The sequence below is a fragment of the Bdellovibrio sp. HCB290 genome, assembly GCF_047305925.1.
In the GTDB taxonomy this organism is placed as follows: Bacteria; Bdellovibrionota; Bdellovibrionia; order Bdellovibrionales; family Bdellovibrionaceae; genus Bdellovibrio.
In genome coordinates this window covers 3,733,597-3,758,302 of sequence record NZ_CP178620.1, presented here as the reverse complement: position 1 = coordinate 3,758,302, position 24,706 = coordinate 3,733,597, and the positions used below count along the sequence as shown (strand labels likewise).

At 45.6% G+C, this 24,706-nt stretch carries 27 protein-coding genes; 13 read left to right on the top strand and 14 right to left on the bottom strand.

The window, feature by feature from the left end; all coding sequences use genetic code 11:
• Positions 1–40: 40 nt before the first annotated feature.
• From ACLVWU_RS18380 to ACLVWU_RS18365, 4 genes are all read right to left on the bottom strand, one after another.
• Positions 41–856, bottom strand: coding sequence for a purine-nucleoside phosphorylase (locus tag ACLVWU_RS18380; RefSeq protein ID WP_413576350.1), 816 nt, complete (start codon positions 854–856; stop codon positions 41–43).
• Positions 857–880: 24 nt separating this feature from the next.
• The gene (locus ACLVWU_RS18375; RefSeq protein WP_413576349.1) at positions 881–2,200 is read right to left on the bottom strand and encodes a thymidine phosphorylase; all 1,320 of its coding nucleotides are present in this window, start codon (positions 2,198–2,200) and stop codon (positions 881–883) included.
• Positions 2,200–2,862 (bottom strand): deoxyribose-phosphate aldolase, encoded by a 663-nt coding sequence (gene deoC / locus ACLVWU_RS18370; protein WP_413576348.1) that lies wholly within the window; start codon positions 2,860–2,862, stop codon positions 2,200–2,202. Before deoC ends, ACLVWU_RS18375 begins: the two co-directional genes overlap by 1 nt.
• Positions 2,863–2,994: 132 nt before the next feature.
• Positions 2,995–4,083 carry a type IV pilus twitching motility protein PilT gene (locus ACLVWU_RS18365; protein ID WP_413576347.1) on the bottom strand — a complete coding sequence of 363 codons (1,089 nt, stop codon included), beginning with the start codon at positions 4,081–4,083 and terminating at the stop codon, positions 2,995–2,997.
• 134 nt (positions 4,084–4,217) lie between these two features.
• Here ACLVWU_RS18365 and ACLVWU_RS18360 point away from each other — a divergent pair, with 134 nt between their 5' ends.
• From ACLVWU_RS18360 to ACLVWU_RS18335, 6 genes are all read left to right on the top strand, one after another.
• Complete coding sequence (locus ACLVWU_RS18360; RefSeq protein WP_413576346.1) at positions 4,218–5,735, top strand: Rne/Rng family ribonuclease; 1,518 nt, start codon at positions 4,218–4,220, stop codon at positions 5,733–5,735.
• 389 nt (positions 5,736–6,124) lie between these two features.
• Positions 6,125–6,685, top strand: coding sequence for a 50S ribosomal protein L21 (rplU, locus tag ACLVWU_RS18355; RefSeq protein ID WP_413576345.1), 561 nt, complete (start codon positions 6,125–6,127; stop codon positions 6,683–6,685).
• A 27-nt stretch (positions 6,686–6,712) separates the two neighbouring features.
• On the top strand, positions 6,713–6,973 hold the full coding sequence (gene rpmA / locus ACLVWU_RS18350) for a 50S ribosomal protein L27 (RefSeq protein WP_413576344.1): 261 nt from the start codon (positions 6,713–6,715) through the stop codon (positions 6,971–6,973).
• A 114-nt stretch (positions 6,974–7,087) separates the two neighbouring features.
• Positions 7,088–8,116, top strand: coding sequence for a GTPase ObgE (obgE, locus tag ACLVWU_RS18345; RefSeq protein ID WP_413576343.1), 1,029 nt, complete (start codon positions 7,088–7,090; stop codon positions 8,114–8,116).
• Positions 8,116–9,141: a nicotinate (nicotinamide) nucleotide adenylyltransferase gene (nadD, locus tag ACLVWU_RS18340; RefSeq protein ID WP_413576342.1), complete on the top strand. Its 1,026-nt coding sequence runs from the start codon at positions 8,116–8,118 to the stop codon at positions 9,139–9,141. Before obgE ends, nadD begins: the two co-directional genes overlap by 1 nt.
• Entirely contained in the window at positions 9,141–9,611 is a 471-nt protein-coding gene (locus tag ACLVWU_RS18335; protein WP_413576341.1) for a 23S rRNA (pseudouridine(1915)-N(3))-methyltransferase RlmH, read from the top strand. Before nadD ends, ACLVWU_RS18335 begins: the two co-directional genes overlap by 1 nt.
• 52 nt (positions 9,612–9,663) lie before the next feature.
• Here the strand turns inward: ACLVWU_RS18335 and ACLVWU_RS18330 are convergent, their stop codons facing one another.
• On the bottom strand, positions 9,664–10,449 hold the full coding sequence (locus ACLVWU_RS18330) for a protein-glutamine glutaminase family protein (RefSeq protein ID WP_413576340.1): 786 nt from the start codon (positions 10,447–10,449) through the stop codon (positions 9,664–9,666).
• A 211-nt stretch (positions 10,450–10,660) separates the two neighbouring features.
• On the opposite strand from ACLVWU_RS18330, the gene ACLVWU_RS18325 reads away from it, so the two are divergent.
• Genes ACLVWU_RS18325 through rimO form a run of 3 tightly spaced genes read left to right on the top strand, consistent with a single transcriptional unit; the run spans position 10,661 to position 13,246 of the window.
• Positions 10,661–11,203: a hypothetical protein gene (locus ACLVWU_RS18325; RefSeq protein WP_413576339.1), complete on the top strand. Its 543-nt coding sequence runs from the start codon at positions 10,661–10,663 to the stop codon at positions 11,201–11,203.
• 22 nt (positions 11,204–11,225) lie between these two features.
• Positions 11,226–11,876, top strand: coding sequence for a LolA family protein (locus ACLVWU_RS18320; RefSeq protein ID WP_413576338.1), 651 nt, complete (start codon positions 11,226–11,228; stop codon positions 11,874–11,876).
• Positions 11,873–13,246: a 30S ribosomal protein S12 methylthiotransferase RimO gene (gene rimO, locus ACLVWU_RS18315; protein WP_413576337.1), complete on the top strand. Its 1,374-nt coding sequence runs from the start codon at positions 11,873–11,875 to the stop codon at positions 13,244–13,246. Before ACLVWU_RS18320 ends, rimO begins: the two co-directional genes overlap by 4 nt.
• On the opposite strand, the gene ACLVWU_RS18310 is transcribed toward rimO, so the two are convergent.
• Positions 13,243–14,307 carry a tetratricopeptide repeat protein gene (locus ACLVWU_RS18310; protein ID WP_413576336.1) on the bottom strand — a complete coding sequence of 355 codons (1,065 nt, stop codon included), beginning with the start codon at positions 14,305–14,307 and terminating at the stop codon, positions 13,243–13,245. The two genes, rimO and ACLVWU_RS18310, sit on opposite strands and share 4 nt — an antisense overlap.
• Positions 14,308–14,338: 31 nt before the next feature.
• Here ACLVWU_RS18310 and ACLVWU_RS18305 point away from each other — a divergent pair, with 31 nt between their 5' ends.
• The 3 genes from ACLVWU_RS18305 (at position 14,339) to ACLVWU_RS18295 (ending at position 17,332) form a co-directional block, all read left to right on the top strand.
• Positions 14,339–15,187: a hypothetical protein gene (locus tag ACLVWU_RS18305; protein WP_413576335.1), complete on the top strand. Its 849-nt coding sequence runs from the start codon at positions 14,339–14,341 to the stop codon at positions 15,185–15,187.
• A 132-nt stretch (positions 15,188–15,319) separates the two neighbouring features.
• Entirely contained in the window at positions 15,320–15,673 is a 354-nt protein-coding gene (locus ACLVWU_RS18300; RefSeq protein ID WP_413578813.1) for a DUF2203 domain-containing protein, read from the top strand.
• A gap of 45 nt (positions 15,674–15,718) precedes the next feature.
• Entirely contained in the window at positions 15,719–17,332 is a 1,614-nt protein-coding gene (locus tag ACLVWU_RS18295) for an NAD+ synthase (RefSeq protein WP_413576334.1), read from the top strand.
• A 55-nt stretch (positions 17,333–17,387) separates the two neighbouring features.
• Here ACLVWU_RS18295 and ACLVWU_RS18290 read toward each other — a convergent pair whose 3' ends face one another.
• A complete protein-coding gene (locus ACLVWU_RS18290) occupies positions 17,388–18,002 on the bottom strand; it encodes a PolC-type DNA polymerase III (RefSeq protein ID WP_413576333.1) in 615 nt (204 codons plus the stop codon).
• Between the two features lie 69 nt (positions 18,003–18,071).
• Here ACLVWU_RS18290 and ACLVWU_RS18285 point away from each other — a divergent pair, with 69 nt between their 5' ends.
• Entirely contained in the window at positions 18,072–18,380 is a 309-nt protein-coding gene (locus tag ACLVWU_RS18285) for a 2Fe-2S iron-sulfur cluster-binding protein (RefSeq protein WP_413576332.1), read from the top strand.
• On the opposite strand, the gene ACLVWU_RS18280 is transcribed toward ACLVWU_RS18285, so the two are convergent.
• From ACLVWU_RS18280 to ACLVWU_RS18250, 7 genes are read right to left on the bottom strand one after another with little or no spacing between them, the layout of a single operon-like run.
• Positions 18,370–19,578, bottom strand: a complete 1,209-nt coding sequence (locus ACLVWU_RS18280; protein WP_413576331.1) for a hypothetical protein — start codon at positions 19,576–19,578, stop codon at positions 18,370–18,372. The genes ACLVWU_RS18285 and ACLVWU_RS18280 overlap by 11 nt on opposite strands.
• Positions 19,575–20,891: an ArnT family glycosyltransferase gene (locus ACLVWU_RS18275; protein WP_413576330.1), complete on the bottom strand. Its 1,317-nt coding sequence runs from the start codon at positions 20,889–20,891 to the stop codon at positions 19,575–19,577. The genes ACLVWU_RS18280 and ACLVWU_RS18275 overlap by 4 nt, the downstream gene beginning before the upstream one ends.
• Positions 20,892–20,893: 2 nt before the next feature.
• Entirely contained in the window at positions 20,894–21,982 is a 1,089-nt protein-coding gene (locus ACLVWU_RS18270) for a helix-turn-helix domain-containing protein (RefSeq protein WP_413576329.1), read from the bottom strand.
• The gene (locus tag ACLVWU_RS18265; protein WP_413576328.1) at positions 21,979–22,734 is read right to left on the bottom strand and encodes a tetratricopeptide repeat protein; all 756 of its coding nucleotides are present in this window, start codon (positions 22,732–22,734) and stop codon (positions 21,979–21,981) included. The genes ACLVWU_RS18270 and ACLVWU_RS18265 overlap by 4 nt, the downstream gene beginning before the upstream one ends.
• Positions 22,735–22,758: 24 nt before the next feature.
• Positions 22,759–23,904 carry a class I SAM-dependent RNA methyltransferase gene (locus ACLVWU_RS18260; RefSeq protein WP_413576327.1) on the bottom strand — a complete coding sequence of 382 codons (1,146 nt, stop codon included), beginning with the start codon at positions 23,902–23,904 and terminating at the stop codon, positions 22,759–22,761.
• A gap of 3 nt (positions 23,905–23,907) precedes the next feature.
• The gene (gene ndk, locus ACLVWU_RS18255; protein ID WP_340598110.1) at positions 23,908–24,333 is read right to left on the bottom strand and encodes a nucleoside-diphosphate kinase; all 426 of its coding nucleotides are present in this window, start codon (positions 24,331–24,333) and stop codon (positions 23,908–23,910) included.
• A gap of 14 nt (positions 24,334–24,347) precedes the next feature.
• Positions 24,348–24,653, bottom strand: coding sequence for a hypothetical protein (locus ACLVWU_RS18250; RefSeq protein ID WP_413576326.1), 306 nt, complete (start codon positions 24,651–24,653; stop codon positions 24,348–24,350).
• Positions 24,654–24,706 lie beyond the last annotated feature (53 nt).

The following is a 24,706-nucleotide window of genomic DNA, read 5'->3' as shown; positions in this document are numbered from 1 at the left end:
CAAACTACACATTGGTCCGTTTATATAAACAGACCGTAGTCTAGATGTTTGTGATGAATTCTTTAAGGAAAGAAGTGAATTGAGTCTCCACACGTTTCGCGGTTTCAGTAACCTCATCGTGTGAAAGCTTTTGTGCAGACATACCAGCAGCCAAGTTCGTGATGCAGCTAAGTGCCGCCACGCGAAGACCCAGGTGGTTTGCCGCGATTGTCTCTGGCACAGTACTCATGCCGACAGCTTTTCCGCCAATCAATTTCAAGTAGCGAACTTCGGCCGGAGTTTCATAAGTAGGACCACTTACACCGCAATAAACGCCTTTATGATAGCGTGTGCCCTGCTTTTGCAGAACTTGCTCCATGATATTGATCAAGCGTTTGTCGTAAGCTTCAGTCATGTCAGGGAAGCGAGGTCCAAGTTCCTTGATGTTCGGTCCCATCAAAGGATTTGTGCCCATCAAATTGATATGGTCTTCGATGATCATGAAGTCGCCAGCCAGCATGCTTTCGCCAAAGCCGCCTGCAGAGTTCGTCAAAATCAAAGCTTCAATTCCAAGCATCGCCAAAGTTCTGGTCGGGAACACAACACTTTCCATGCTGTGACCTTCGTAGAAGTGATTGCGCCCTTGAAGAATCACAATCGACTGACCATTCACTTTACCGAAAATCAGATTTCCAGAATGACCTTCAACAGTAGGCGGGGAGAAGTGCGGGATGTCTTTGTATGGAATTGTTGCTTCAATTTCCACATCCTTAACGAAGGCACCCAAACCCGAACCTAAAACGACACCGACCTTCGGTTTCGCCGAAGTTTTTGAACGGATGAAGCTGATAGATTCTTGAAGTTTATTGAGTACCAAGTTGTTCTCCCATTGTCCTCGGGGTTAGCCCAAAACTTTCAGTATCAAACTAGGCTTTGACACCTTTTGCAAGGAAATATTAATCGCGGATTTCAGCATAGGAATCGCGGAGTTAAGTAAATCCATGTCGTCACCATGCAGAGTGAACAATGTGTCACCGGATTTCACTTCGTCACCGACTTTCGCGTGGAACTCGATACCCGCTGTTGGCGCAATAATATCAGTTGTTTGCGCGCGACCAGCTTTGATTAAAATTCCGGCAACACCAATGCTCTCGGTATGGAAGCCTTGAATAAATCCTGATTTTTCAGCAGTGATTTTTAAACTAAATTTTGGTTTTGGAACATTGCGAAGATCGCCACCATGGATCGTACAAAGTTCTTCGAATTTCTTTAAAGCCTTACCCGAAGTTAAAGTTTCCAACGCAATTTTATAAGATTCTTCTTCCGTTTTGCCGATGCCCGCAAGCAACAGCATGTGTGCGGAAAGACGCAGACTTAGTTCGCGAGTGTCTTCGTAAAGATCGTACCCATGAGGTCCGATGAACTTTTCGTTCTTCATAATCGCCACGCACTCGTCGACTTCAAGCGAGTTACCTGCATAGCGGCCCAATGGCTGATCCATATTTGTAAGCAGTGCAGTTACTTTTTTGCCATAGCCTTTAGCAATATTCATAAGGTTCACCGCCAGCTCTTCAGCCAAGGCGGGAGTTTTCATAAATGCACCAGAGCCATACTTCACATCAAGCACCAGGCCATCGATGCCTTCAGCCAATTTCTTGGACATGATGGAAGCGCAGATCAGTGGCAGGCTTTCAACAGTTGCGGTGACATCGCGAAGTGCATAGATCTTTTTATCCGCGGGGCAGATTTCCTTGGTTTGACCGATGAAGCAGATGTTGTTCTTGCGAACCAACTCAATAAATTCATCCAAAGGTTTTTGAGTATTGAATCCAGGGATAGCTTCAAGCTTATCCAGAGTTCCACCGGTATGACCTAAACCACGACCGGAAATCATCGGCACTGGCGCACCAGCAGCAGCAACGATCGGCCCCAGGATCAGACTGGTTTTGTCACCTACGCCACCGGTGGAGTGTTTATCGACTTTAAATCCTTTAACAGAAGAGAAATCCACAACTTCACCGGAATGAAGCATGGCTTTGGTTAATCCCAAAGTTTCTTCTTTCGTCATGCCTTTAAAAAAGATCGCCATTAATAAGGCAGACATTTGATAATCGGGGATCGAACCGCGGGCGTAACCTAAAATGAACTCTTGGATTTCATCCGAAGTGAGTTCGCCGCCATTTCTTTTCTTCTTAATAATTTCAGCAGGTAGAAACGACATTAGTAGCCTCCTTGAACTTGTTGGCCTTGTACGAGTGCGATGCCGGAGCTTGTGCCCAAACGTGTGGCACCAGCGTTAATCAGCGCCACCGCTTGCTCAGCATTCTTTACTCCACCAGAAGCCTTGACTTCCATTTTATCACCAACAACAGATTTCATTAATTTTACATCATCAACAGTGGCACCACCGCCAGCGAAACCAGTGCTGGTTTTCACAAAGTGCGCACCAGCTTCCAAAGCCGCCTTGCAGGCCAAAACTTTTTCTTCATCATTGATCAACGAAGTTTCAATGATCACTTTTACTTTGTGTCCAGATGCCGCCTGAACCACAGCTTTGATATCTTCACGGACATAATCCAAACGGCGATCTTTGAGCGCGCCGATTTGAACAACCATATCGATTTCTTGAGCGCCATTTTTGATCGCAGTGCTGGTTTCAAAGGTTTTGCTGACGGTATCCATTGCGCCCAGTGGAAATCCCACCACGCAGCAAACTTTTACGTCAGAGCCTTTTAGCAATTCTGCACATTGTTTAACGTAGGAAGTATTCACGCAGACACTGAAGAAACTGTGTTCGCGCGCTTCCTGGCAAAGCTTTTCAATCTGAGAGGATTGGGCTTCAGGTTTTAAAAGAGTGTGATCAATATACTTGTTTAATTGCACAGGGCACCCCATTCAGGTTCAAAAAGAAAAGGTACCCTACCTTAAACCCAAGGGCAATGCCGACTTGTAAAATGAGAAGAGCCCTTGGTTTCCCAAGGGCTCTGGTGTTGAACAATATTTTAGGTTGGATTGCTATCCAACTTTGGTTTTTGTAGCGCCACCGATAGCGTTGATTGCTGTATCAGTGCTGCCAGAGGTGCCCAGGAATGTTTTCGCATCTGCTGCGGAAACCTTTCCTTTGCGAACCAGGTCTTCGATGTATTTTTCGAACAAAATCATACCCTGACTTGATCCCGTTTGCATTGCCGAGGCAACCTGATGGATCTTACCCTCACGAATCAAATTCGAGATCGCCTTGGTATTACGCATGATTTCGTAAGCAGCCACACGGCCTTGACCGTCAGCGCGCGAGAACAGTGTTTGCGCCACAACTCCGCGAAGGGATTCGGCCAAAATGGTTCTGATCTGCGCTTGTTGCCCCGCAGGGAATACGTCGATGATACGGTCAATAGTTTTCGCCGCACTGTTGGTATGTAGAGTACCAAACACAATGTGACCGGTTTCTGCCGCAGTTAAAGCAAGACCGATAGTTTCCAAGTCACGCAACTCACCCACCAGCAAGATATCCGGGTCCTCACGGAGAGCGGCTTTCAAGGCATTGGCAAATGATTTAGTATGGCTTCCAACTTCACGTTGATTCACCAAGGATTTTATATTTGGATGAACGAACTCGATCGGATCTTCCACCGTGATAATATGTGCTTCACGAGTCAGATTGATCTGATGGATCATTGCCGCCAGAGTGGTGGATTTACCAGAACCCGTTGGGCCGGTAACCAGAATCAGTCCACGATCACAATCAATCATATCTAGAACTGCAGGAGGAACTCCCAATTCTTGAGCGGTTTTGATTTTTTCAGGAATGATACGCATAACTGCGCCCAAGCCTTTACGTTGCATGAATACGTTGCAACGGAAGCGGCCAATGCCTGGAAGAGTGTAGGCAAAATCAAGCTCCCATTTTTCAACGAAGGCTTTCTTTTGCTTTTCAGAAAGAATTTCGAAGATAAGTCCCTGAACATCCTGATTTGAAAGCTCACGATAGTTCAATGGAACCATGTTCCCATGTAAACGGAGATAAGGTGCGGCGCCGCTTGTTACGTGCAAGTCGGATGCGCCTTGTTCAACCATGAGTTTAAACAGTTCATCAATCGTTGCCATTCTATTCTCCCTAAATGGTCTAATTCAGTGATCTTTTCGGCAAGTTGTGCTTTAATGTTTAAATATTAATTGCTCTCACGATTGTTTCTGGACTATTGAAGAGAGATTGATTCAATGAATCATCGGAGGACACCGTGTCAGCAGAAATTCTCATCAATGTAAGACCTCAGGAAACACGAGTGGCCTACGTAGACAGCGGCGTGCTGTCAGATTTGAAAATTGAACGTAAAACTTCTCCGACATTGGTCGGGTCTATTCATCGCGGTACCGTAATTCGGGTTTTGCCTGGTATGCAGGCAGCCTTCGTGGACATTGGTCTGGAGAAGGCGGCGTTTCTATATGTGGGCGATATTCGCGAAGACGTGGACGACAACTTTCTTTCAAGCGTAGATCGCGAAGAACCTCTTGAAGATGGCGACGACGATAAGCCGCATCAGCATCAAATTAAAACTCCGATTCAGGATCTTTTAAAAGAAGGTCAAAGCATTCTGGTTCAAGTAGCCAAAGATCCATTGGGAACCAAAGGTGCAAGAATCACAACTCACTTGTCTTTACCAGGTCGTTTCGTGGTGTTTCTACCCACAGTACGTCATCTGGGAATTTCCCGTCGTATCGAAGACGAGTCCGAGCGCGAAAGACTTCGTCAACTGGTTCAGAAAATCAATCCATCCGGTGGAGTGATTGTACGCACTGCTGGTGACGGTGCTTCTGAAGAGATGTTGAAAGCCGACATCGAGTACCTTGACCGTTTAAGCAAAGAGATTTTCAAGAACTACGAAAAGAAAAAAACTCCAGGTGCCCTGCACACAGAGCTTGATGTCGAGCTGCGCGCACTTCGTGATTTGATGAGTGAAAACGTAACCAGCGTTTGGGTGGATGATGTTGAAATCCACCGCAAAGTTGTTAAGTTTGTTTCCCAGTTCATGCCCAAGTACAAACAGAACATCGTTCTCTATGAAGAGAAAAAACCTTTGTTCGATCTGTACGACATCGATATCGAGATTTCCCGCTCTATGGAGCGCAAGATCTGGTTGAAGTCCGGTGGTTACATCGTAATCGACGAAGCAGAAGCCTTGGTTGTGATCGACGTGAACACGGGTAAGTTCGTCGGAAAGAAAGACTTGGAAGAGACTATCTTGAAGACGAATTTGGAAGCGGTTCGTGAGACAGCCCATCAGCTGCGCATTCGTAACTGCGGCGGTATCATCATCATCGACTTCATTGATATGGAAAAAGAATCCCATCGCGAAAAAGTGATGGAGGCTTTGGCTGAAGAGCTAGGTCGTGACCGTGCCCGCACCAACATCGTTTCCATGTCTCAGTTGGGTTTGGTCGAGATGACTCGTAAGCGCATCCGTCCAAGCTTGATCAAAACATTGTGTGAACCCTGTTCTTATTGTGATGGAAAAGGCTACATCAAACGCAAATCAACCGTCGCGAATGAAATCTTCCGCGAGCTTGAGCGCGACGCTGATATGCTGACGAATAAGAAAACCAATGTCGTTATCCACTGCCACAGCCAGGTCGTTGACTGGATCTATGAGGTTGAAGGGGAGAGCTTGGAGAATATCGAAAAGAAGCTGGGTCGCTCCGTGGCCTTCAAAATCGAGCCTAACTACCACTTGGAACAGTACGAAATCTTTTTTGTCTAATTAAGAGTCCTCATCCTTAAGGGATGCAAATAATACAAAACCCATCTGATATTGTCGGATGGGTTTTGAAAATGAGACGGCTCAAGTCATTTACCGAACTCACAGCAATTTAGTAGAAGCCGTGGCGAAGGATCCTCAATTCTTATTGAGCGATGCGCCAAGTGCTGAACTTTCCAAGCCCCACACCCACTCAAGTGATTGAATTATATAGTTATTTCAAAGACGACTGGATTCTTAAAAAAGCTGTCTTTTTTATTGCCAACAGTCGACGTCACCGATAATCTCTTCTTCTTCCTGAAAAGCTGAAAATATTAGCATGTAATAGGTTGACAAAGCCTAGTGCGAAGTGGCATTTACGACTGGCTTAATTCGGGTAGCTGGAGGTTCTAATGTACGCGATTATTCGTACGGGCGGTAAGCAATATAAAGTACAAGCTGGTGATGTTGTTCAAGTTGATAAAGTTGAACAAAAACTAGGCGCAGAGTTTGATATCAACGAAATCTTGATGGTTGGTGGTGAGTCCACTCATGTTGGTCAACCTCTTGTTAAAGGTGCGAAAGTAACTGTTGTAGTTACTAAGCAAGCTAAGACTAGAAAAGAAATCGTTTTCAAAAAGAAACGTCGTCAAGGTTACAGAAAGTTTGCGACTCACAAACAAGAGTTCACAGAGCTTTTCGTGAAATCAATCACACTTGATGGTAAAACAACTAAAACAGATGCTACGCCTAATGTAGTAGACGTTACTGCGAAACGCGCAGAAGCTGCTGAAGCTCGCGTTGCTGCTCGCAAAGAACGTGTATCTAACAAAAACAAAGGCGAAGAAGTCGTAAAAAAAGCTGCTAAAAAAGCTGTAGCGAAAAAGAAAGTTGCGAAAAAAGCAGTTAAAAAGACTGCTAAAAAAGCGACCGCTAAGAAAAAAGTAGCAAAAAAGACTTCTAAAAAAGCGTAATCACAAGATTTTTAAGCGAGGTTAGTCATGGCAAGTAAGAAGGCCGGTGGTAGTACAAAGAATGGACGTGATTCACAGAGTAAACGCCTTGGCGTAAAACGCTTCGGTGGCGAAAAGGTTCTTCCAGGAACAATCATCGTTCGTCAACGTGGAACAAAATTCCACTTGGGCAACAATGTTAAAATTGGTCGTGACCACACGATCTATTCAATTGTTGAAGGTCTTGTTAAATTTGAGCGTTTTTCAAAAGATCGCTTCAAAGTTAGTGTTTATCCTAAAGCTGTCTAGTTCCCACTAGATTCGGCTCTTGATAAGCACCAAGAGATTTTACAAATGCATAAAAAGGAGCCTTCATTGGCTCCTTTTTTGTTGTATATCTCTCCTCTAAATATTGGTGCTCATATGAAATTCATTGATGAAGTTAGTATATCGTTGGCATCTGGCCGTGGTGGCCCAGGTTGCGTTAGTTTCCGTAGAGAATCGGGTGCTCCTCGTGGTGGACCTGATGGTGGAGACGGCGGCAAGGGTGGCGATGTCATCATCAAAACTTCTCGCCACATCAACTCTCTGGTCGATATCAGACAAAACAAAAAATATTCCGCTCAAAATGGTGAGATGGGCTTCGGTCGCCAAAAGCACGGTGCCGATGGCCAGGATCTAGTATTGATCGTTCCTGAGGGAACAATCCTTCGAAATCTTGAAGGCGAAATCGTTGTTGATATGACTGGCATCGAAGAGCACGTTCTTTTGCGTGGTGGCCGTGGTGGTAAAGGTAATGAGTTTTTTAAAACTTCCATCAACCAAGCACCGACACATGCGCAACCGGGTGAAGATAACCAAGAGCTTGAAGTTAAGCTTGAGCTTAAACTTATCGCTGATGTTGGTATCATTGGTTTCCCGAATGCTGGTAAGTCGACTTTAATTTCCCGCATTTCTGCAGCGAAACCTAAAATCGCTGACTATCCTTTTACAACTTTGACGCCAAACTTGGGAGTGGTTAAAGCGGGTGATTATAGCTCATTCGTGGTTGCGGATATTCCAGGATTGGTAAAAGGCGCGCACGAAGGTGTGGGGCTTGGTATTCAGTTCTTGAAACACGTCGAGCGTACTCGTGTGTTCATTCATTTGGTCGATGCTTCTGGCATGTCTGGTCGCGATCCTATGCAAGACTTTGAAGATCTGAATTATGAATTAAAAATGTATGATGAGAGCAATCAGGACAAAGAGGGTTTCTTCCCTCTTTCCACGCGTCCGCAGTTTGTCGTGCTCAACAAAATTGACACTCTCAGCATGGATCAACTTGAAAAACTAAAATTGAAGTTCAAAAAGACGACGGGCTCTGCGCCATTAGCGATTTCTGCCGTAACCGGCAAAAATATCACTGACCTGGTTACTGAATTGGGCCGTCAAGTTTTGAAGGATGTAGAATAATGAAAATCGGTATTTTCGGCGGAAGCTTTAATCCTCCTCACATGGGTCACATCAATGCCATTCAAACAGTGGCAAAGAAAATGGGTTTGAACAAAATCCACGTGGTCCCTGCAGCACAGAATCCTCTTAAAACTCCAGTGGAAGGTCCAACAGCTGAACAGCGTTTGGAACTTACCAAGCTCGCTTTCGCTCAATACGGTGAAACATACGTGGTTGATGATCAGGAGCTAAAACGCGGCGGCATGAGCTACACAATCGATACAATCATGAACCTTCGTAAAACTTATGAAGCTTCTGATTTGTATTTGATCGTTGGTGCTGACAAGTTCGAAGAACTTAGCCAATGGAAAGACTATTCCAAAATTTTGGCCGAGACCAACTTGGTTGTTACAACTCGTCCGGGTTATGACATGCCAGAATCCATGGATGAAATGCCGGGCTACCTAAAACCATTGGTAGCTGACTTCGATTTCAACTTTATCGAATTGACGACTGGTCGTAACATCCAGTTCATCACTCTTCGTGATATCGAGATTTCTTCCAGCGAACTTCGTAAATGGCTTCGCACAGGCAAACCGGTTGAAAAGTATCTGCCTCTTTCTGTTGAAACATACCTCAAAGAGCACAAACTTTATCGCAACTTGGGTGAGCGTATCGGTGATTTCGAAAAATTCACTGAGTTTTGCGCGAACATTCTGTACGCCAACAAAGGTATCAACGTTCGCGGTTTTGACTTGAGAAAGATCACGGCTCCAAGTGAGTTTGCGGTGGTTGCATCAGGTACATCCACTCGTCATGCGTCTGCGATGGCTGAAAACATCGTGATCGCGGTGAAAGAGGAATTTAACGTTCATCCACAATCTGTTGAGGGTGTTGACGAAGGTCGCTGGGTATTGGTGGATTACGGTTCATTGATCGTTCATGTGTTCTACGATTTCGTTCGCCAGGAATACAGCCTTGAAAACCTTTGGAGAGATGCCAAAGATCTTGGTCTTAAGGACCCGTACGTTGGGAAACAACAGTAATGAAATTCATTTTGTACAATCTCGCGACCGCCAAGGAGGCATGGGCCGACGAGGTCAGCGAGTTGTACAAGAAGAAGATTTCGTTTTTTATTCCCTTCGACATTCAAAGTCTGAAAGCAAAAAAGTCGGCTCGTGAAGACGCCGACTTTAAACGCAAAGAAGAATCCGATCTCATTCTAAAAAATATCAATTCAGACGATTTCGTTGTTCTTTTTGACGAACGCGGATCGGTTCTTGATTCGATTCAATTTTCAAAAAAAGTGGAAAACATTCTGGGAAGTTCCAAGAAGCGAGCGATATTTATTATCGGCGGTGCTTTTGGAGTGAATGAAGATGTCCGGAAGCGCGCAGATCTGAAAGTCGCATTATCGCCAATGGTGATGAATCACCTAATGGCCCAAGCCATGAGCCTGGAACAAATTTACCGGGCGTTCACGATTATCAAAAAAATCCCCTATCACAATCAATAGTTACGCCGTACCTTTTCGAAATGCGACGCGTTCCAAAAAGGAAACTGTTACTTTATGGACGGTTCCACGGGGGTTGATTGCCTAGTTCTTTTTCGGGATTGCGGCCTAGTTCGATAAGTCTTTCCCACTCGAACGGGAAGAAATCACGCTGTTCATTTGCTGCGAAATCCTCGTTGACCGGATTGGGGTTGTTGCAGGCGTCGTCTGGATCAAAAGTATCTTTAGAGCAGATTGAATATCTGACCGAGCCATCATTATCACCGATAGCCTGGCCCCACTGAGCAAGCGTCATAGGCTGATAAGGGTTTAATGCAGGATCAAGAACATAGGCGACACCGTCGACTTGATAGGTGACTGCGACGTGATACCACCACTCGACCCAACCATAAGGGGCGTTGTCGGTCTTGGCACGCAGTTGTCCGAATGCATAAACTTTCTTAGGGGCGGATTTTTTAAATTCGATCAGCTTTTCTGCCGCTAATTCGGCGCGGGCATAGCAGCCGTCATCTGGGTAAAGCCAGGTAAGGCGACGAGGATGGGAGTCACCATCTTTCATAAAGAAAGAATCGCGAATGAACTGAAAGTTAGAATTTAAATTCTTAAAGTTGCCAGCGCTGGGAATTTGCGAAATCTGAAGGTCGTGCAAAGGTACCGACAGGCTTTCAGGCAGGTTTCCGGATGGGGTAATACTGTGGGTAGAAAGGATATTCGTAGTGCCGCGGCTGCGAGCTTTCGCATCTTGAAACGACTCATTTACAAAACGCTGCGCTGGCAATCCCGCCTGCGCAATTGCACCTGCTGACATTAAAAAACAAATGAAAATCGCGACCATTTTCATGAAAATCCCCACCTGTATTTGTTTTTTAGGTCGGACTCAAAATCATGTCAAATGAAAGCCTGACTTGGCTTTTAAGTTGCTGTGCAGGGTTATTATGAATGGCATGCGCAAACTGGTTCGAACATTTATGACTCCGTGTCTGCACTGCGGATCCTTTTGGAAGTCCGACGGACTGCTTTGTGATCCCTGTCGGGAATGTGTCGAAAGTTTCTTGAAGACTCAACTTGAAGCGCGCACTTTGGGAATATTCGACGCCTATATGCTGTTTCGTTGGAACCCGGGAACCAGTGACCTGTTGTCGGCACAGTTAGCGGGGCTAAAGGGATATCGCAAAAACCCGGATTGGAAACACTGGGCGCAAAATTTCATTTCCAAACGAATTCAAATGGGACTTCCGACGCGAAAGATTATCATCATTCCAGCGCCCTCTTCGGGCCACAGAGCTGGAGATCACGCCCAACAATGGGCGCAGGCTCTTGCTGATGCTGTCGGGGCGGAGCTTTGTCTGTGTCTGACAAAGAAGGCGAAAACACATCAGCGTGGAGCCACTCGTGACAGGCGGGTTCTGGTTGAACTGGAACTCGATGAAAATTCTTCAATGGTGTCTGAATTTTGGTCAGAGGCTTTGTGGGTTTTTGCGGATGATATCGTTACCACAGGCTCTACAGCGCTTGCCGCCTATGAAGCACTTGGGAGGCCCCCTCATTTTGAAGCTTGGGCCCTTGCCCATAGGACGCTTGCTTGCGGAGAGTGACCGTATCTGCTATAACGCCGGAATGTTTAAACAAATCGGTGCCTTAATTTTAGCTATCGGACTTTCCTTGAATGCATTTGCAGCTGAAAAGTCCAACGCCACTCTTAAGAAAGTATCCCAAAAGTATCGCACAACGAAGCTTGTGGAAATGAAAGTGGAAAAGATCGATAAGCTTGTTCTTCAAGGTCGTGAGAACAAATTCGAAGGCACGCTTGCGATTTCCAGTGGAAAGATTCGCTGGGAGAACACTACGCCTGAAAAAAGTCTTTTGGTATTTGATGGCACGACAATCTGGAGTATTCAATATCCACCGAAAGAATTTGGCGGCGATCCGCAAATTGCCCGTGGAAAAGTGAATAAAAAGAACAAATCCCAAACCATCATTGCAACTTTGTTGGGTGGTGATTTGCAGGGGAACTTTAAAGTAACCGACGAAAAAACAGACGGAGATCAATCCACTCTCTCTATCGTTCCTTTGAAAGATGATTTGTCGATTAAGGACATCAAGCTTGTGGTGAACACCAAGAAGGTTGTTGTCGATCAGATCTCTTATCAGGATGACGTTCAGAACGTCACGACGATGAAGTTCTCGGATGTGAAATTTAAAAGCAGTGTTAAAAAAAGTTTATTTAAGTACGAACCACCAAAAGGTGTACCGGTGACAGATCTATGAAACAAGAGACTATTCAAAATAAAAAAGTTCATTTTATCAGCTTAGGTTGCCCTAAGAACCTGGTCGACAGTGAGATCATGGCGGGTACTTTGATGAAGGATGGTTTCGAAGTTGTGGGTGAAGCCGACGAGGCGGACACAGTTATCGTGAACACTTGCGGATTCATCGAAGACTCAAAAAAAGAATCTATCCAGCGCATTCTGGACATGAGTGATCTTAAGCAACAGGGTAAAGTTAAAAAAGTCGTAGTCGCTGGTTGCCTTACTCAGCGCTATAAAGACGACCTTGTTGAGGGTTTGCCTGAGGCAGACTTGTTCGTGGGTTCTGGTGAATTCCAGAATATCTCCAAAATCCTGAAAAACTCTGAAGCTGGCGAAAAGCAAAAGACATTCTTCAATCTTCCAACTTACCTGCAGGAAGAAGCTACGCCGCGTGTGAATTCTCAGCCGGGTCACCGCGCTTATTTGAAAATTTCTGAAGGTTGCATGAAGCGTTGTGCATTCTGCGCGATCCCTTTGATCCGTGGTAATCTGCAATCTCGTTCTATCGACGCTATCGTGGCTGAAGCAAAATTGCTTGTGGCTGGCGGCGTGAAAGAACTTATCATTATCAGCCATGATTTCACGGACTACGGCTTTGATATCCGTCGTAAAGATCCAACACGCAAAGAAAGTCCTGTGGAGCTTTTGAAAGCATTGGAACACGTTGAAGGCCTTCAGTGGATCCGTTTGATGTACTTGTACCCAGATGGCATCACCCAAGAGATGGTTCAAGTTATCAAGAACAGCAAAAAAATCGTGCGTTACTTCGATATGCCACTTCAGCATGTGAATGATTCAGTTTTGAAAAGCATGAATCGCAAAATGACTCGTGATGAAATCGAAACAGCATTGATGAATATCCGCGAACATTTGCCAGAAGCGGTTATTCGTACTCAATTTATCGTGGGTTTCCCTGGTGAAACCGAAGAACAATTCGAAGAGCTTCTGAACTTCGTGGCTGAACAGCAGTTTGACCGTGTTGGTTGCTTCAAGTACTCCCCAGAGGAAAACACTCCGGGTGGCCGCATGGACAACCAGGTTGATGATGAAACAAAAGACTACCGTCATGATGCATTGATGGAAGTTCAACAGAACATCTCCCGCAACAAACACCGCGACTTCGTAGGCAAAACTATCGAGGTTATCGTTGAAGGTTTCTCTGAAGAGACAGATTTGCTATTGCAAGGTCGCTTCTGGGGTCAAGCACCGGATATCGATGGCGTTGTGTTGATCAACGACGGTGAGGCGAAGGTCGGCGACATGGTTAAAGTTCATGTGACCGACTCTATGGAATACGACCTTATCGGTGAAATCGTAACGGAAAACTAGAAATTACAGTTTTCCGAAGCACTTTCAAATTTCCCGACCCAATCTGTGGTGCGGGCATTTCTTAAAACTGTCGTAGCTCTTCTAAAGGCTACGGCATTTTTTTTGTCATACTTGCAGGCGTTCTTATACGCGATGTATGCCACATCATATTTTTTAATATCAAACGATGTCGTAGCCAGGCCCAGCCAGGAGCGAGCCGATTTCGGATCAGCCTCTGTGCCCGTCTTGTAGTATTTCATGGCCTCTATGGAGCTCTTATCGTCTTCCAACAGGCGACCATACGTGTATTGTGCAAATTCTGATTTCGGAAAATCAGTCGCAGCTTTCTTCAGCGCTGCCTTGGCCTTTTCGTCGTCACCCATGCCCTTCATATTCAGACCCAAATTAACGTGCGCACTAGCGCGTTTAGGATCGGCCTGGATGGTTTCCCGGCAACTGGTGATGCCGGCGTCATAGGTGCTGTCTCTGGTGTTCACGTCACAAAGTATTTCCAGGAACTCCGGTCGCTTTCCGATATTATCAACCATGTCCTGGGCCAGAATACGCATTTCATAATAGTTCGGGGGAGTACGATCCTCGTACATTTTCAGCAAAGCATGATAAGGCGGTTCGTATTTTGGATTCGCTTCAATAGCGAGTTTGTAGTTCTCCAAGGCCTCTTTTGGTTTCTTTTGCATCACATAGGCATTGCCCAGCAGTGAAAACGCTTCTGCATCCTTGTCATTTTTGCTGACCAGATTGTTCAATGCGCGAATCATATCGCCGGTTTCTCCGCGCGCTTCATGGGCGCGGGCTAAAAGCAGGATCTCGGGGCGGCCGATTTTGTCGATGTTTTTCCATAGCAACAAAGTGACCTTTTGATAGTCCTTCTGGGTATAAAACTCTTCAGCAAGCTTGATCACGAGCTGCGTGTTTTGGGGTTGTTTTCTGATTTCTGCCTTCAGTTTTTCCACCTTATCCTGACCGGAGGTCGGGGTGGGTGTTCCAGCACTGAGCGATAATGAGACAAAAGGCAAGATGATTACCACGAGCAAGTGTTTGAAATTCAGTCTGCTTTTCATATGTTGTATTATGACTTAAATGCCCAAGCGAGTGAAGAGATCTAAATATTCAGCTGGACTAAAAAGCAATCGCGGTCAGGCTGTGATTGAGTACGTTTTGATATTAGTCATTACGGTGTCTCTTATTTTGATGTTGATCACTCAGATCTTTAAGCCTTTTCAGGCATTTGTTCAGTCATTCACCGGGGACTACTTTGCCTGTTTGCTTGAAAAGGGTGAATTGCCAGTGTTGGGTGGCGACAACTCGGATTTAGAATGCAAATTCAGCTTCCAGAATGTTTCGAGTGAATTTAAAAACAATCCCTCATCTTCGAAATCCAATTCCGGGGACAGTGAGTCTTCAAGTAAACCACCGAAAGAATCAAGTGCAAGCTCCTCCTCGTCGTCAGGAAGCAGTGGCAGCAGCTATGCAGGTTCCCGATCCAGATCAGGTGGCAGCGGCCGTATCAGTCGTGCACGAGCACCCACTTCAGGTATAGACAGTTCCAGCGAACAAGGTGGAAAAGTTGTAGAAATAGCCCTGGAAGGCGGTGGTGCCGGTGGATATTTCAAATCCAACAATGGTGGTTATTCCGTGCAAACCGGCAGGCGTGTCGCTTCTGTACCGATTTCAGGTTTGACGGAAGATGAACGCAAAAAACTAGAGAAAAAAGCCAACGGTGGAGGCAAGACCACTGTTGTGCAAAATGATGGATTTGCTCCGCCGAAAAAGAAAACAGCTGTAAAAAAACCAGAACCGAAACTTGAGTTGCCGCCCGAAGAAAAGGCCGTCACTTTTGGAAATTTTATACGTTGGTTATTCATTGCCGCGTTGATTATTGCATTGGTTATTTTCCTTGGCGGTCAGGCACTGCAATTTTCCAAGAGCGGTGAAAAATAGTCTGCATCGCGTTTAGAAAATTTCCACATTAATTCTTAAGTTATCTGTCACCAAACGGAAATGCTTGATACATCCGAGCGCTTCAAGCATACAAGGCACTCGCTTGATTCGAGGGGGCCATTGTTGGAAAATGTGATTGAGATCAATCGCAAAAAATTCTTCACAATTAGTGAAGCACGTCAGTTGTTGCCGATAGTTTATCGGTTAACTGAAGAGGCTAATCGTGAGGTCAAATTGCACGTCAATCGCATCGAGGCATACTCGGACAAGACCCACCCGTCAGTCGTGATCATTGAAGAACAAATTAACGTCATTATTGATCGTTGGCAGGCCAAGATTGAAAAGTTGGGAGCCGAGCCCAAGGGTTTGTGGATGGCAGATTTTGACAGCGGAGAAGGTTATTTCTGCTGGAAATACCCAGAGACCCAAGTGAATCATTTTCATGGTTACCACGATGGTTTTTCGGGACGTACAGTCATCGACTGACAAAACCCGACTTGAAACTCCAATAGGTCAGCGTATATTGAGGCCATGAGAATAGCTCTGGCACAAATCAATCCAACTCTGGCCGATTTCAAATCCAATAAAGAAAAAATTTTAAATTATATTCAGCAAGCGCAACAGCGTAAGTGTGACATGGTGGTGTTTCCTGAGTGCACGCTTTTTGGTTACCATCCGTTTGATTTGCTGGAGCGTGAACAGATCGTAAAAAAGCAGGAAGCGGAGCTTAAAGATCTGCTTAAAAGAATTCCCAAAGGTATTGCTGTTATTTTTGGGATGATCACCAGAAATCCGGATAAAAAGGGCCGCCCTTACTATAATTCTGCCGTCTTTGCGGTAAAAGGTCAGAAGCCACGCTTTTTCCATAAACAATTGTTACCGACCGGGGACGTATTCGATGAGGCTCGCTTTATTGAGCCCGGTGATTTTTCGAAGAACTACTTTTCCTGGAAGGGTAAGAAGTTCTTTCTGACAATTTGCGAGGATATCTGGGCTTGGCCGGATGCCAAGGGGCGCTCGCCTTATAAAGTGAATCCTCTGGCAAAAGTTAAGAAGCAGAAAATTGATTTAGTTGTGAACTTAAGTGCTTCACCCTACTTCCTTGATAAAATGAAACAACGCGAGTACGTAACCATAAAAACGGCGCAGTACTTTAATGCTCCGATCTTGTATGCAAACCTCGTGGGTGCGCAGGATGAAATCATTTTTGATGGAGCAAGTTTTGTTCTGGATAAAAATGGTAAAAAACTTATGACTTGTCAGGCGTTCGAAGAGGATTTGAACGTAATTGACCTGGATACCAAAGAAGTTTGGAATAAGAATGCAAAAATAACGGCAATCGAAGAGCTTCGTCGTGCCTTGGTACTGGGAATCCGTGATTTCTGCGCAAAAACAGGAATGAAGAAAGTACACTTGGGTTCCAGTGGTGGCATTGACTCTGCCGTCGCTGCTGCTTTGGCTGTAGATGCCATGGGACCTGCAAACGTAACGACTCTGGCATTGCCAGGGCCATACAACGCACAGATGAGTCTGGATCTGGCGCGGGATCTGGCGAAGAACTTGGACGTTGAGTTTAAGACCGTTGAGATTGCTCCGATGTACGACAAAGTTGTGGAGCAACTTCAAAAGGGTATCGATCTTGAAGGATTTAGTGTTGTAAATGAAAACCTGCAGGCTCGTCTTCGCGGACTGACCCTGATGGCCTACTCAAACCAAAACAACAGCATGTTATTAACAACCGGGAATAAGAGTGAGTATGCTTCGGGCTACTCCACTTTGTACGGCGATATGTGCGGTGGCCTGGCGCCCTTGGGTGATTTAACTAAAAAGCAAGTCTACGAACTGGCACAGTACTATAACAAGCAAGGCGAAGTGATTCCTGAAACTATTATCACTCGTCCGCCGTCTGCAGAACTTCGTCCTAACCAAAAGGATCAGGACTCTTTACCACCTTATGATGAGTTGGATAAGGCCGTGGTCAATCTGGTGGAGCAGGCGAAGGAGCCAAAGACCGTTGCTGATAAGTGGTTGCTGCCGGTATTGATGAGAACGGAGTTTAAGCGCTGGCAGGCGCCGCCGATATTGAAGGTTTCACCGCATGCATTTGGTCGCGGTCGTCGGTATCCAATTGCTCATAAAGCCTAAAGAAAAAGGCCGTGTTACCACGGCCTTTTTTATTTCTAAGATTTAAAAACAAAAACTAAACGCCGAAGAAGTCCATTTGCTTTGGCTGGCGCACGATTTGTGGGAAGCGGAGTTCAGGCTTGCCAGTCAGTGCTACCAAGTTTGCAATTTGTGGAGCCTGTCCACCAATGGAAATACGTTTCAACATTTGCGTGAACATATGGCCAAGGTAGGTCGCATCTTCTTCCGCTCTGTGGAAGTCAGTCGTTGGAATTTTCAAGTGTTGAACCAAAGTTCCCAATTTATAGTTTGGAAGACCTGGGAAGACTTTGCGTGCGATTGGCAATGAATCCAGCACGATTCCGCGAGGAGCTTTGGATTCATGTCTTTTTACGTCAGCCGTAAGGAATTGCGCATCGAATGGAGCATTGTGCGCAACCATGATGTCATCACCACAGAAGTCAGCCAATGAATCCAACAATGTATCGATTGTCGGTTTTCCTTTAACCATGTCGTCAAAAATACCATTTACTTTTGAAGCACCTGGGGGGATTGGACGAAGAGGGTCCACAAGGGTTGCAAATACGGACTCTGGCTCACCATTAATGAAGCGGACTGCTCCGATTTCAATAATTTGATCAACGCCAGGCACTGTTCCAGTTGTTTCAAAGTCAAAAGCTACAAATCTCATGGCATAATTGATACAAAATGGCAGAGGCCCTTTCAACAAAAGAGTGCCTGAATATGGGGGAACTTCTTCGTGAAGTCTAAGTCTGGAAAATGTATAACCTTTTTGCCGGACAACCGGATTGCCTTGGTGAGTCAAAAGGACCGGAGTGTGCTTGATGTAGCCGTGAGAGAAGGCTTGCCTTTGAACCACACTTGCGGGGGGTTCGGAACTTGCGGCACCTGCCGTGTTTTCGTGCGCGAAGGATTGGAAAAACTGCCTCCACGAAATGATGTTGAATTGGAAATGTCAGAGGACCGTGGATTTGCTAATTTTGAAAGGCTGGCGTGTCAGACCGAGCCCGTCGACGGACTGGTTTGCGAAATTCCAATTAAGGTGTGATGTAAAATGGATTTGTATAAATCCAAGTAAACCATTTCTTCGCATCGGGTATTGGCAGCATCACCGTAACTCGAACTTGGACACGATAAACGCCAGGTGAAGTAATTTGATATTCCATTTCAGGATCATTTACCCGGGCGATATCAACGCCGTCCTTGAAGATGACGACTTCAAAAAATTCTTTAGGCACAGAGGGAAGTTTCACTTTTAAAACCATTCCCTTTTTCAATTTAATCTCTGAGCCCATCAAGTGGGTTTGACGATCATCTTCAACAGTCGCAACAAATCCTTTCGGATCCCCCAGGATATCCATCGCCATATAGAAATTGCCCTGCTTTAAGGCATTGAAAATCTTGGCGCGATCTCCATTGAAACTTCCAGTCAGTTCGGACTTTAGCAAAACGTGATTGGACATAATTTCAAAGGAGCGTTTGTAGGAGGGAAATTTGATAAAGTAGTTTGCCAACGGAATGGCGCGGGCAGAAGCCTCGGCGCCGGCATAGGCGACGACCTTTCGTTGCTGGGAGAGTTTATCTAACAAAGCGATCTCGTCAGTGGGCTCGGTGTAAAGTCTTAGAAAAGACAATCGCGGATTGAAAGGATAAATCAGCAAGCTCCAAATTGTCGAGGCTTTGGAATAATCCCAGGCGCGATTGGATAAGCTTTTCAGATTCCACAACTCAAAACCATCCAGGCCTGTTGGAATTTCACCACTCCAGGAATATCCGGCCTTGTAAGGGTGAGCCAGAATCGTCAATGAATCTTTATTTGCGCCGGTTTTCTGCGATAGCAAGTCGGCGAGTTTTACCTGAGCTTCACCCAGAGTATCGCCAATACTTTCCTGAGTCAGGGAGTAATATAGAAGTCGCGAATCCAAGTAGCTATACTTGCCCGCGGAGAGCACCAGCAAATTGCCGTGATACGATTCAAAGCTGGTGGGCATATTGAAAAGATTCAAGTCGGTAAAAACCAGGAAATCCAGGCCCGCAAGTTTCGCCGAGGTAATCACGAAGTTAGGAGTTGCAGATCCTGAAGACAGATCCGTATGCACGTTCAGAACGCCCTTGTAGTCGTAGTAATTCGAAGCGTGTGCTTTGGAGATCTGGTGGGGAACGATGGAAGTGTCGAACTGATTCAGATAGAATCCGTACAAGAAGTAGGTGACTAGTAAAAATGATAAGGCTACGAGTGTTTTCATGGTCGTGTGAATTCCAAAACAACAAAATCGGGAGCGACTTTTCTAACTTCCTGATAAGTCCATTGTTGTTCGGAAATCCACCCTGGTAAACCATTGCCTTCACGCTTCACCAAATAAAACTTATTTTCCTGAGGCTTTGCTTCTGTAAACGTGTCGAAATAGTCATAACGACTGATTCCCTGAAGTTTGAATACCGGGTTCTTACTGAAATACCAAAGTGATGACGCCATTTGATAGGAATCTCCATATAATGGCTGGTAATTAACAGTTTCTTTTGCCAGCAGTTCGTAATCAAACGGTTCACTGATCTTAGGATCCAATTTTCTTAATTGTGGAATAAAAAGCAGACTGATCACGATTGCGATAAGAGCCCCAAAGAATCCCACGTAGTAGCGATACCACTTCTGCATCTTGGGGTGAAGAACGGCTAACATGAAGACAGCCGGATATGCGATGATTGGCCAATTGGCCTCAACCAGTGCCTTGAAGGATGTGCCAAAGAAGAACAGCAATGGTACCCACGCAAAATACAGCAGATGGCGCATGGATGCTGGCACTTTGGCTCGAAGAGCTCCCCAGAAAACCCACGGGAAGATAATCAGAATTTGCGCCAGCACATAAGTGATCGTCCATTCGACGTTATAGTCAGGTCTTTCGAAACCGTGATCCAATTGAAACCGGAAGGACGAAAAATCATTTTGATAGTTCCAAAGGATTACGGGAAGGCAGAACAACAACCCAGTGACGAGTGTAACCGGAACGTACTTCCAGCGGACTTCTCGCCATTTCTTTTCAAACAGCAGGTATAGAAACAAGCACGGTACGAACAGAACAATGTGATACTTTGCGCAGAATCCCAAGCCCAATGCACAACCAAAGGCAGCATAGCTTTTTAGATCTTTTCTTTGAAGAACAAGATCAAAGAAGTAAATGGAAAGAACCCAGAAGAAGATCACGGGCAAATCCGGTGTCACTATCAGCGAGCCGAAGCCTAGCAGGGGGGAAAACATAACCAGATAGATCCAAACCCGAATCTTTTCAAGGTCCACGTGCTTTCGTAAGAACTCAATACCAATCCAGATAGTGAAATGTCCAAGCAGAACTGCAGGCCAACGAACAGCATTTAAGAAGGGTTCGAGGAAATGCCCTAGATAGAACAACCAGGCGACCATCGGCGGGTGATCAAAATAACTTAGTTGCAGACGATTCGACCAAACCCAGTAGTAGGCTTCGTCAGCGCTGAGTGGGAGCAGCGCCGCCAGAATTAATTTTACGAAGAGGCTGATCAGCCAAAGTCGCTTTAGGTCCTTCAAACTTAGTAGCTCAATTTGATTGGCTTGCCCAGGTCACCTGGGATGCCCAGTTCTTTACCATTCAGGATAAGATTTACTGCGCCGCCATTTGAGAAACTGATCTTCAAACCGCTTTTGCTTTTAAACGTGTGGACTTGCTCTGCAGAGAGCTTGATCTTTTGCGGCTTGCCGCTTGGTGAAGAGTATTCAATTTCTACTGTATCCAATGCCTCCACGATCAATTCCACAGGTTTTGCAGGAGTCGGCGAAGGAGTTGCTGAAGCTGTTGGTGCCGGAGTAACAGTCGCCGCGGCTGTAGCTGTCGCGGATGCAGCCGGCGAAGCAGTCGGTGAAGGGCTGGATTTCACAGCTGCCGTCGGACTTGGAGTTGTCTTCGGTGTTTCAACCGGTGAAGGAGTCGACTTCGGAGAAGCTACCGGTGTTGCCTTGGTGATCGGCTCGGACTTTTCGTCAGTTTTGGTGATTTGTGCCAATGGGGAGGCTTCTGGAGTCGGACTTGAGCTAGAAGAACTCATCGGTTCGGAAGGAATGGTAGCATCACCATCTACTGGCGTAGCACCCTCCATCATTTCTGCGACTTCAGCTGTCGGTACTTCCGCTTCCTTGGAATATTTGTCGATCATTTTTTTTGTAAAAATAATCAAACCTGCCAGCACAACCAAAAGCACACCAACAGCAATCGTTCGAGTATTGTTCTTTTTATTCAGCGGAGAATAGTCATTGCTTGAAGATGTCGGCGCCGTCTTGCGGATGGGTGTGACAGTAGCTTCCTTGGATTCAGAAGATTCCATTTTGGCGTCGGAGTCAGTTTCCTTTTCCGGCGTGGTGGATGGGCGGATGTAAGGTTGTGGACGAGTGCTGCCCATTTCCTCATAAAATGTTTCCAGAATTTTATCAGCATCCAGGCGCAGGAAAGTTGCATAGCTTTTTACAAAACCGCGCAAGAAAGTTTTAGCCGGCAATTGATTTTCATCACCGTCTTCAATGGCTTTCAAAACTTTGCTGCTGATTTTTAGGGACAAACCCACTTCATTCAGAGAGAGGCCTTTTTCTTCACGAGCTGCCTTCAGTATCTCACCGGTTTTTTTCATTGTTGTCCCTTTCGAATCAGTTCCAGCATGCCCTTGGATTTTTCACGGAATTTGCCATTTGGATAGTAGCGGATGATTTCCTCAAAGCGAGCGACCGATTTGGATTTATCTCCCATGCGGTAGTAGGCCAGGGCGCTATAATAGTGGGGCTCGTCGATCAGATCCTTTTGGCAGAAACCGATGGCACGGTCCAAGGCTTCCGAGGCCTGCGAATACTTTTTCTGCTCAAAAAAAGCCCGACCATAGTAGGTATTGGCCCAGCAATCATCTGCAGTCGAAGAGATAACTTTCAGAAAAGCATCCTGGGATGCCGAATACTGCTTTTGATGAAATTTGGAAAGTCCAAGATTTGTGTAGGCTTTAGTGAAGCCACCGTAGGTTAAATCATTCAAAACCAAAGTAAGTTCTTTGTCGGCTTCTGCATACTTACCCACTTCAACCAATGTGCGGGCAAGATTGTTGCGTGCATCTGTATAACTTGGATTCATCGAGATTGCCTTGCGAAACTGTTTTTCTGCAAGGTCATAGCGTTCTTTTAGGAAATAGGCCTGCCCAAGGCTGTTTTGAATTGTGGGATCAGTGGGATCAAGTTCTTGCGCTTTTAAAAGTGCGGCAATGGCATTGGGATAGTTCGTTTCTTCGATAAAGGCGTTACCCATTCGAAGATATAAAGCGGCTTTGTCTTTGTCTTGATTCCAACTTGCACATCCCACCAAAGTGAGGGCACAGGCAGCGATAATCCATTTACGCATGAATAAAAAGGTATCATTAGAGAGCTAAGAGTCAACCCTGAGCTCAGCAATAGTCTCTACATGGTCTGTCTGGGGAAACATCTCGAAAGTTTGCATGCGTTCCAGGCGGAATTTTTTGCCGAGTTGTTGGGCCGAAGCAAAGAACCATTTCAGGTCCCGAGCCAAGGAAACGGGGTGACAGCTGATGTAGATGATTTTTTGGGGACCTGCCGCAGCAAGTGCTCGCATAATATACTCGCTGGCGCCGGCACGAGGAGGGTCCAGGACCACCAGGTCCTGTTTTTGGATAGTGGCTCTGCGCATGTAGCTTTCCACGTCAGACATGAAATAGCGCAGGCGCTTTTCCTTGTTCTGAGCCCGGCCGCGCTCCACCAGTTTTGGGTTCAATTCAACCGCATGGACGTTGGCAGATTTATACTTGTTCATCAGCGGGAACGTAAAATTCCCAGCCCCGGCGTAAAGGTCAAAAACTTGTGGGTAGTCGATATCGCCAGCCCAGTTCAGTGTGGTTTCTAACAAATGTGGATTCTGGAAACGATTAACCTGGGAAAAACCAATCCCGTCGTCTTCATCAGTGATCAGGCCGTAACGGATTTCTTCGTTTTCAGAGATATACATTTCAAGACGCAACAGATCTTTTGATTTCTTATCCGCAGCCCATTGACGGACTTCAGGGAATTTTTTTGTCAGAACTTCCTCGGTGATCAGGCAATCGTCGATCTCGACAATTTCATGGGAGTTTCTTGCAAAAAAACCGAAGCGGCCATTATGAAATTTTGGCTGAATGCGGTTGCGATAGCGAAGCGAGCGTGGGCTTGGTTGCAACGGCAGGTAATCGAAACTCAATTCAGGATTGAATTTTCGGATTGTTTCCAGCACCAAAGCTTCTTTTTGTTTTTGCTGTTCTAGTTCAGTCAGATGCTGCCAGTTGCAGCCGCCACAGACATTGGCAACAGGACAAGGTGGAGTTCTGCGCGCGGGTCCTGGTTTTAGAATCTCAACAATACGTGCTTCAGCAAAATTCTTTTTTGCTGTGGTGATTTCAACCAAAAGCTCGTCTTCAGGGGCGGCTAAGGGCACAAAAATAACAAGGCCATCGTGGCGGGCGATGCCCGCGCCTCCGATGGCCATTTTCTCGATCTTAACTTGGATGCGAGAATTTGCAGTCACAGACTACGCGTTGCAGATTTCGTGTTTTTCGAAGAACAATGCAAGTTCGCGAGCAGCAGATTCAACAGAGTCAGAACCGTGAACCGCGTTCTCACCAACGTTGTCGCCGAATTTAGAACGGATAGTTCCTGCGTTAGCTTTTTTAGGATCAGTTGCACCCATGATTTCGCGGTTTTTCAAAACTGCGCCTTCACCTTGCAAGCACATCAACATAACTGGACCAGAAGTCATGAAGGAAACTAGTTCGCCAAAGAATGGACGAGCTTTGTGTTCAGCGTAGAATTCGCCAGCTTTATCAGCAGACAAAACAACGATTTTTGCAGCAGCGATTTTCAAACCGTTTGCTTCAAACATGCTTACGATGTCACCGATAGCATTTTTTTTCATAGCGTTAGGTTTGATGATTGAGAATGTTTGTTCGATAGCCATTAGGTATCTCCTTGTTATTTACAAATTGTGTAAGTGATTTCAAAAAATTCTGGTGTTTTATGGAACTGTGTTGTGCAAGTCCACTCGCGTGTTTGCAGAGTGATCAAATTACGAACTGAAACCACTGTTTGAATTGCCGTACCCGTGGAATCATCAGCTTCAGTGAAGCCCTGACCCTTAATCACGTAGCGGAAATCGGGATTAAATAAATTCAAAGTATGCTCGACATCTTCAGTAGCCATGATCACGACTTCTTTGATGCGACCGGCATGAGCTGTTGTCGATGCAAATAGCAAAGCAATGACTAAAAGCTTCTTCACAGTGGTCTCCCTTTTTTAGGCCTCTTGTTAGCCTTTCGGGGACCCCACTGTCA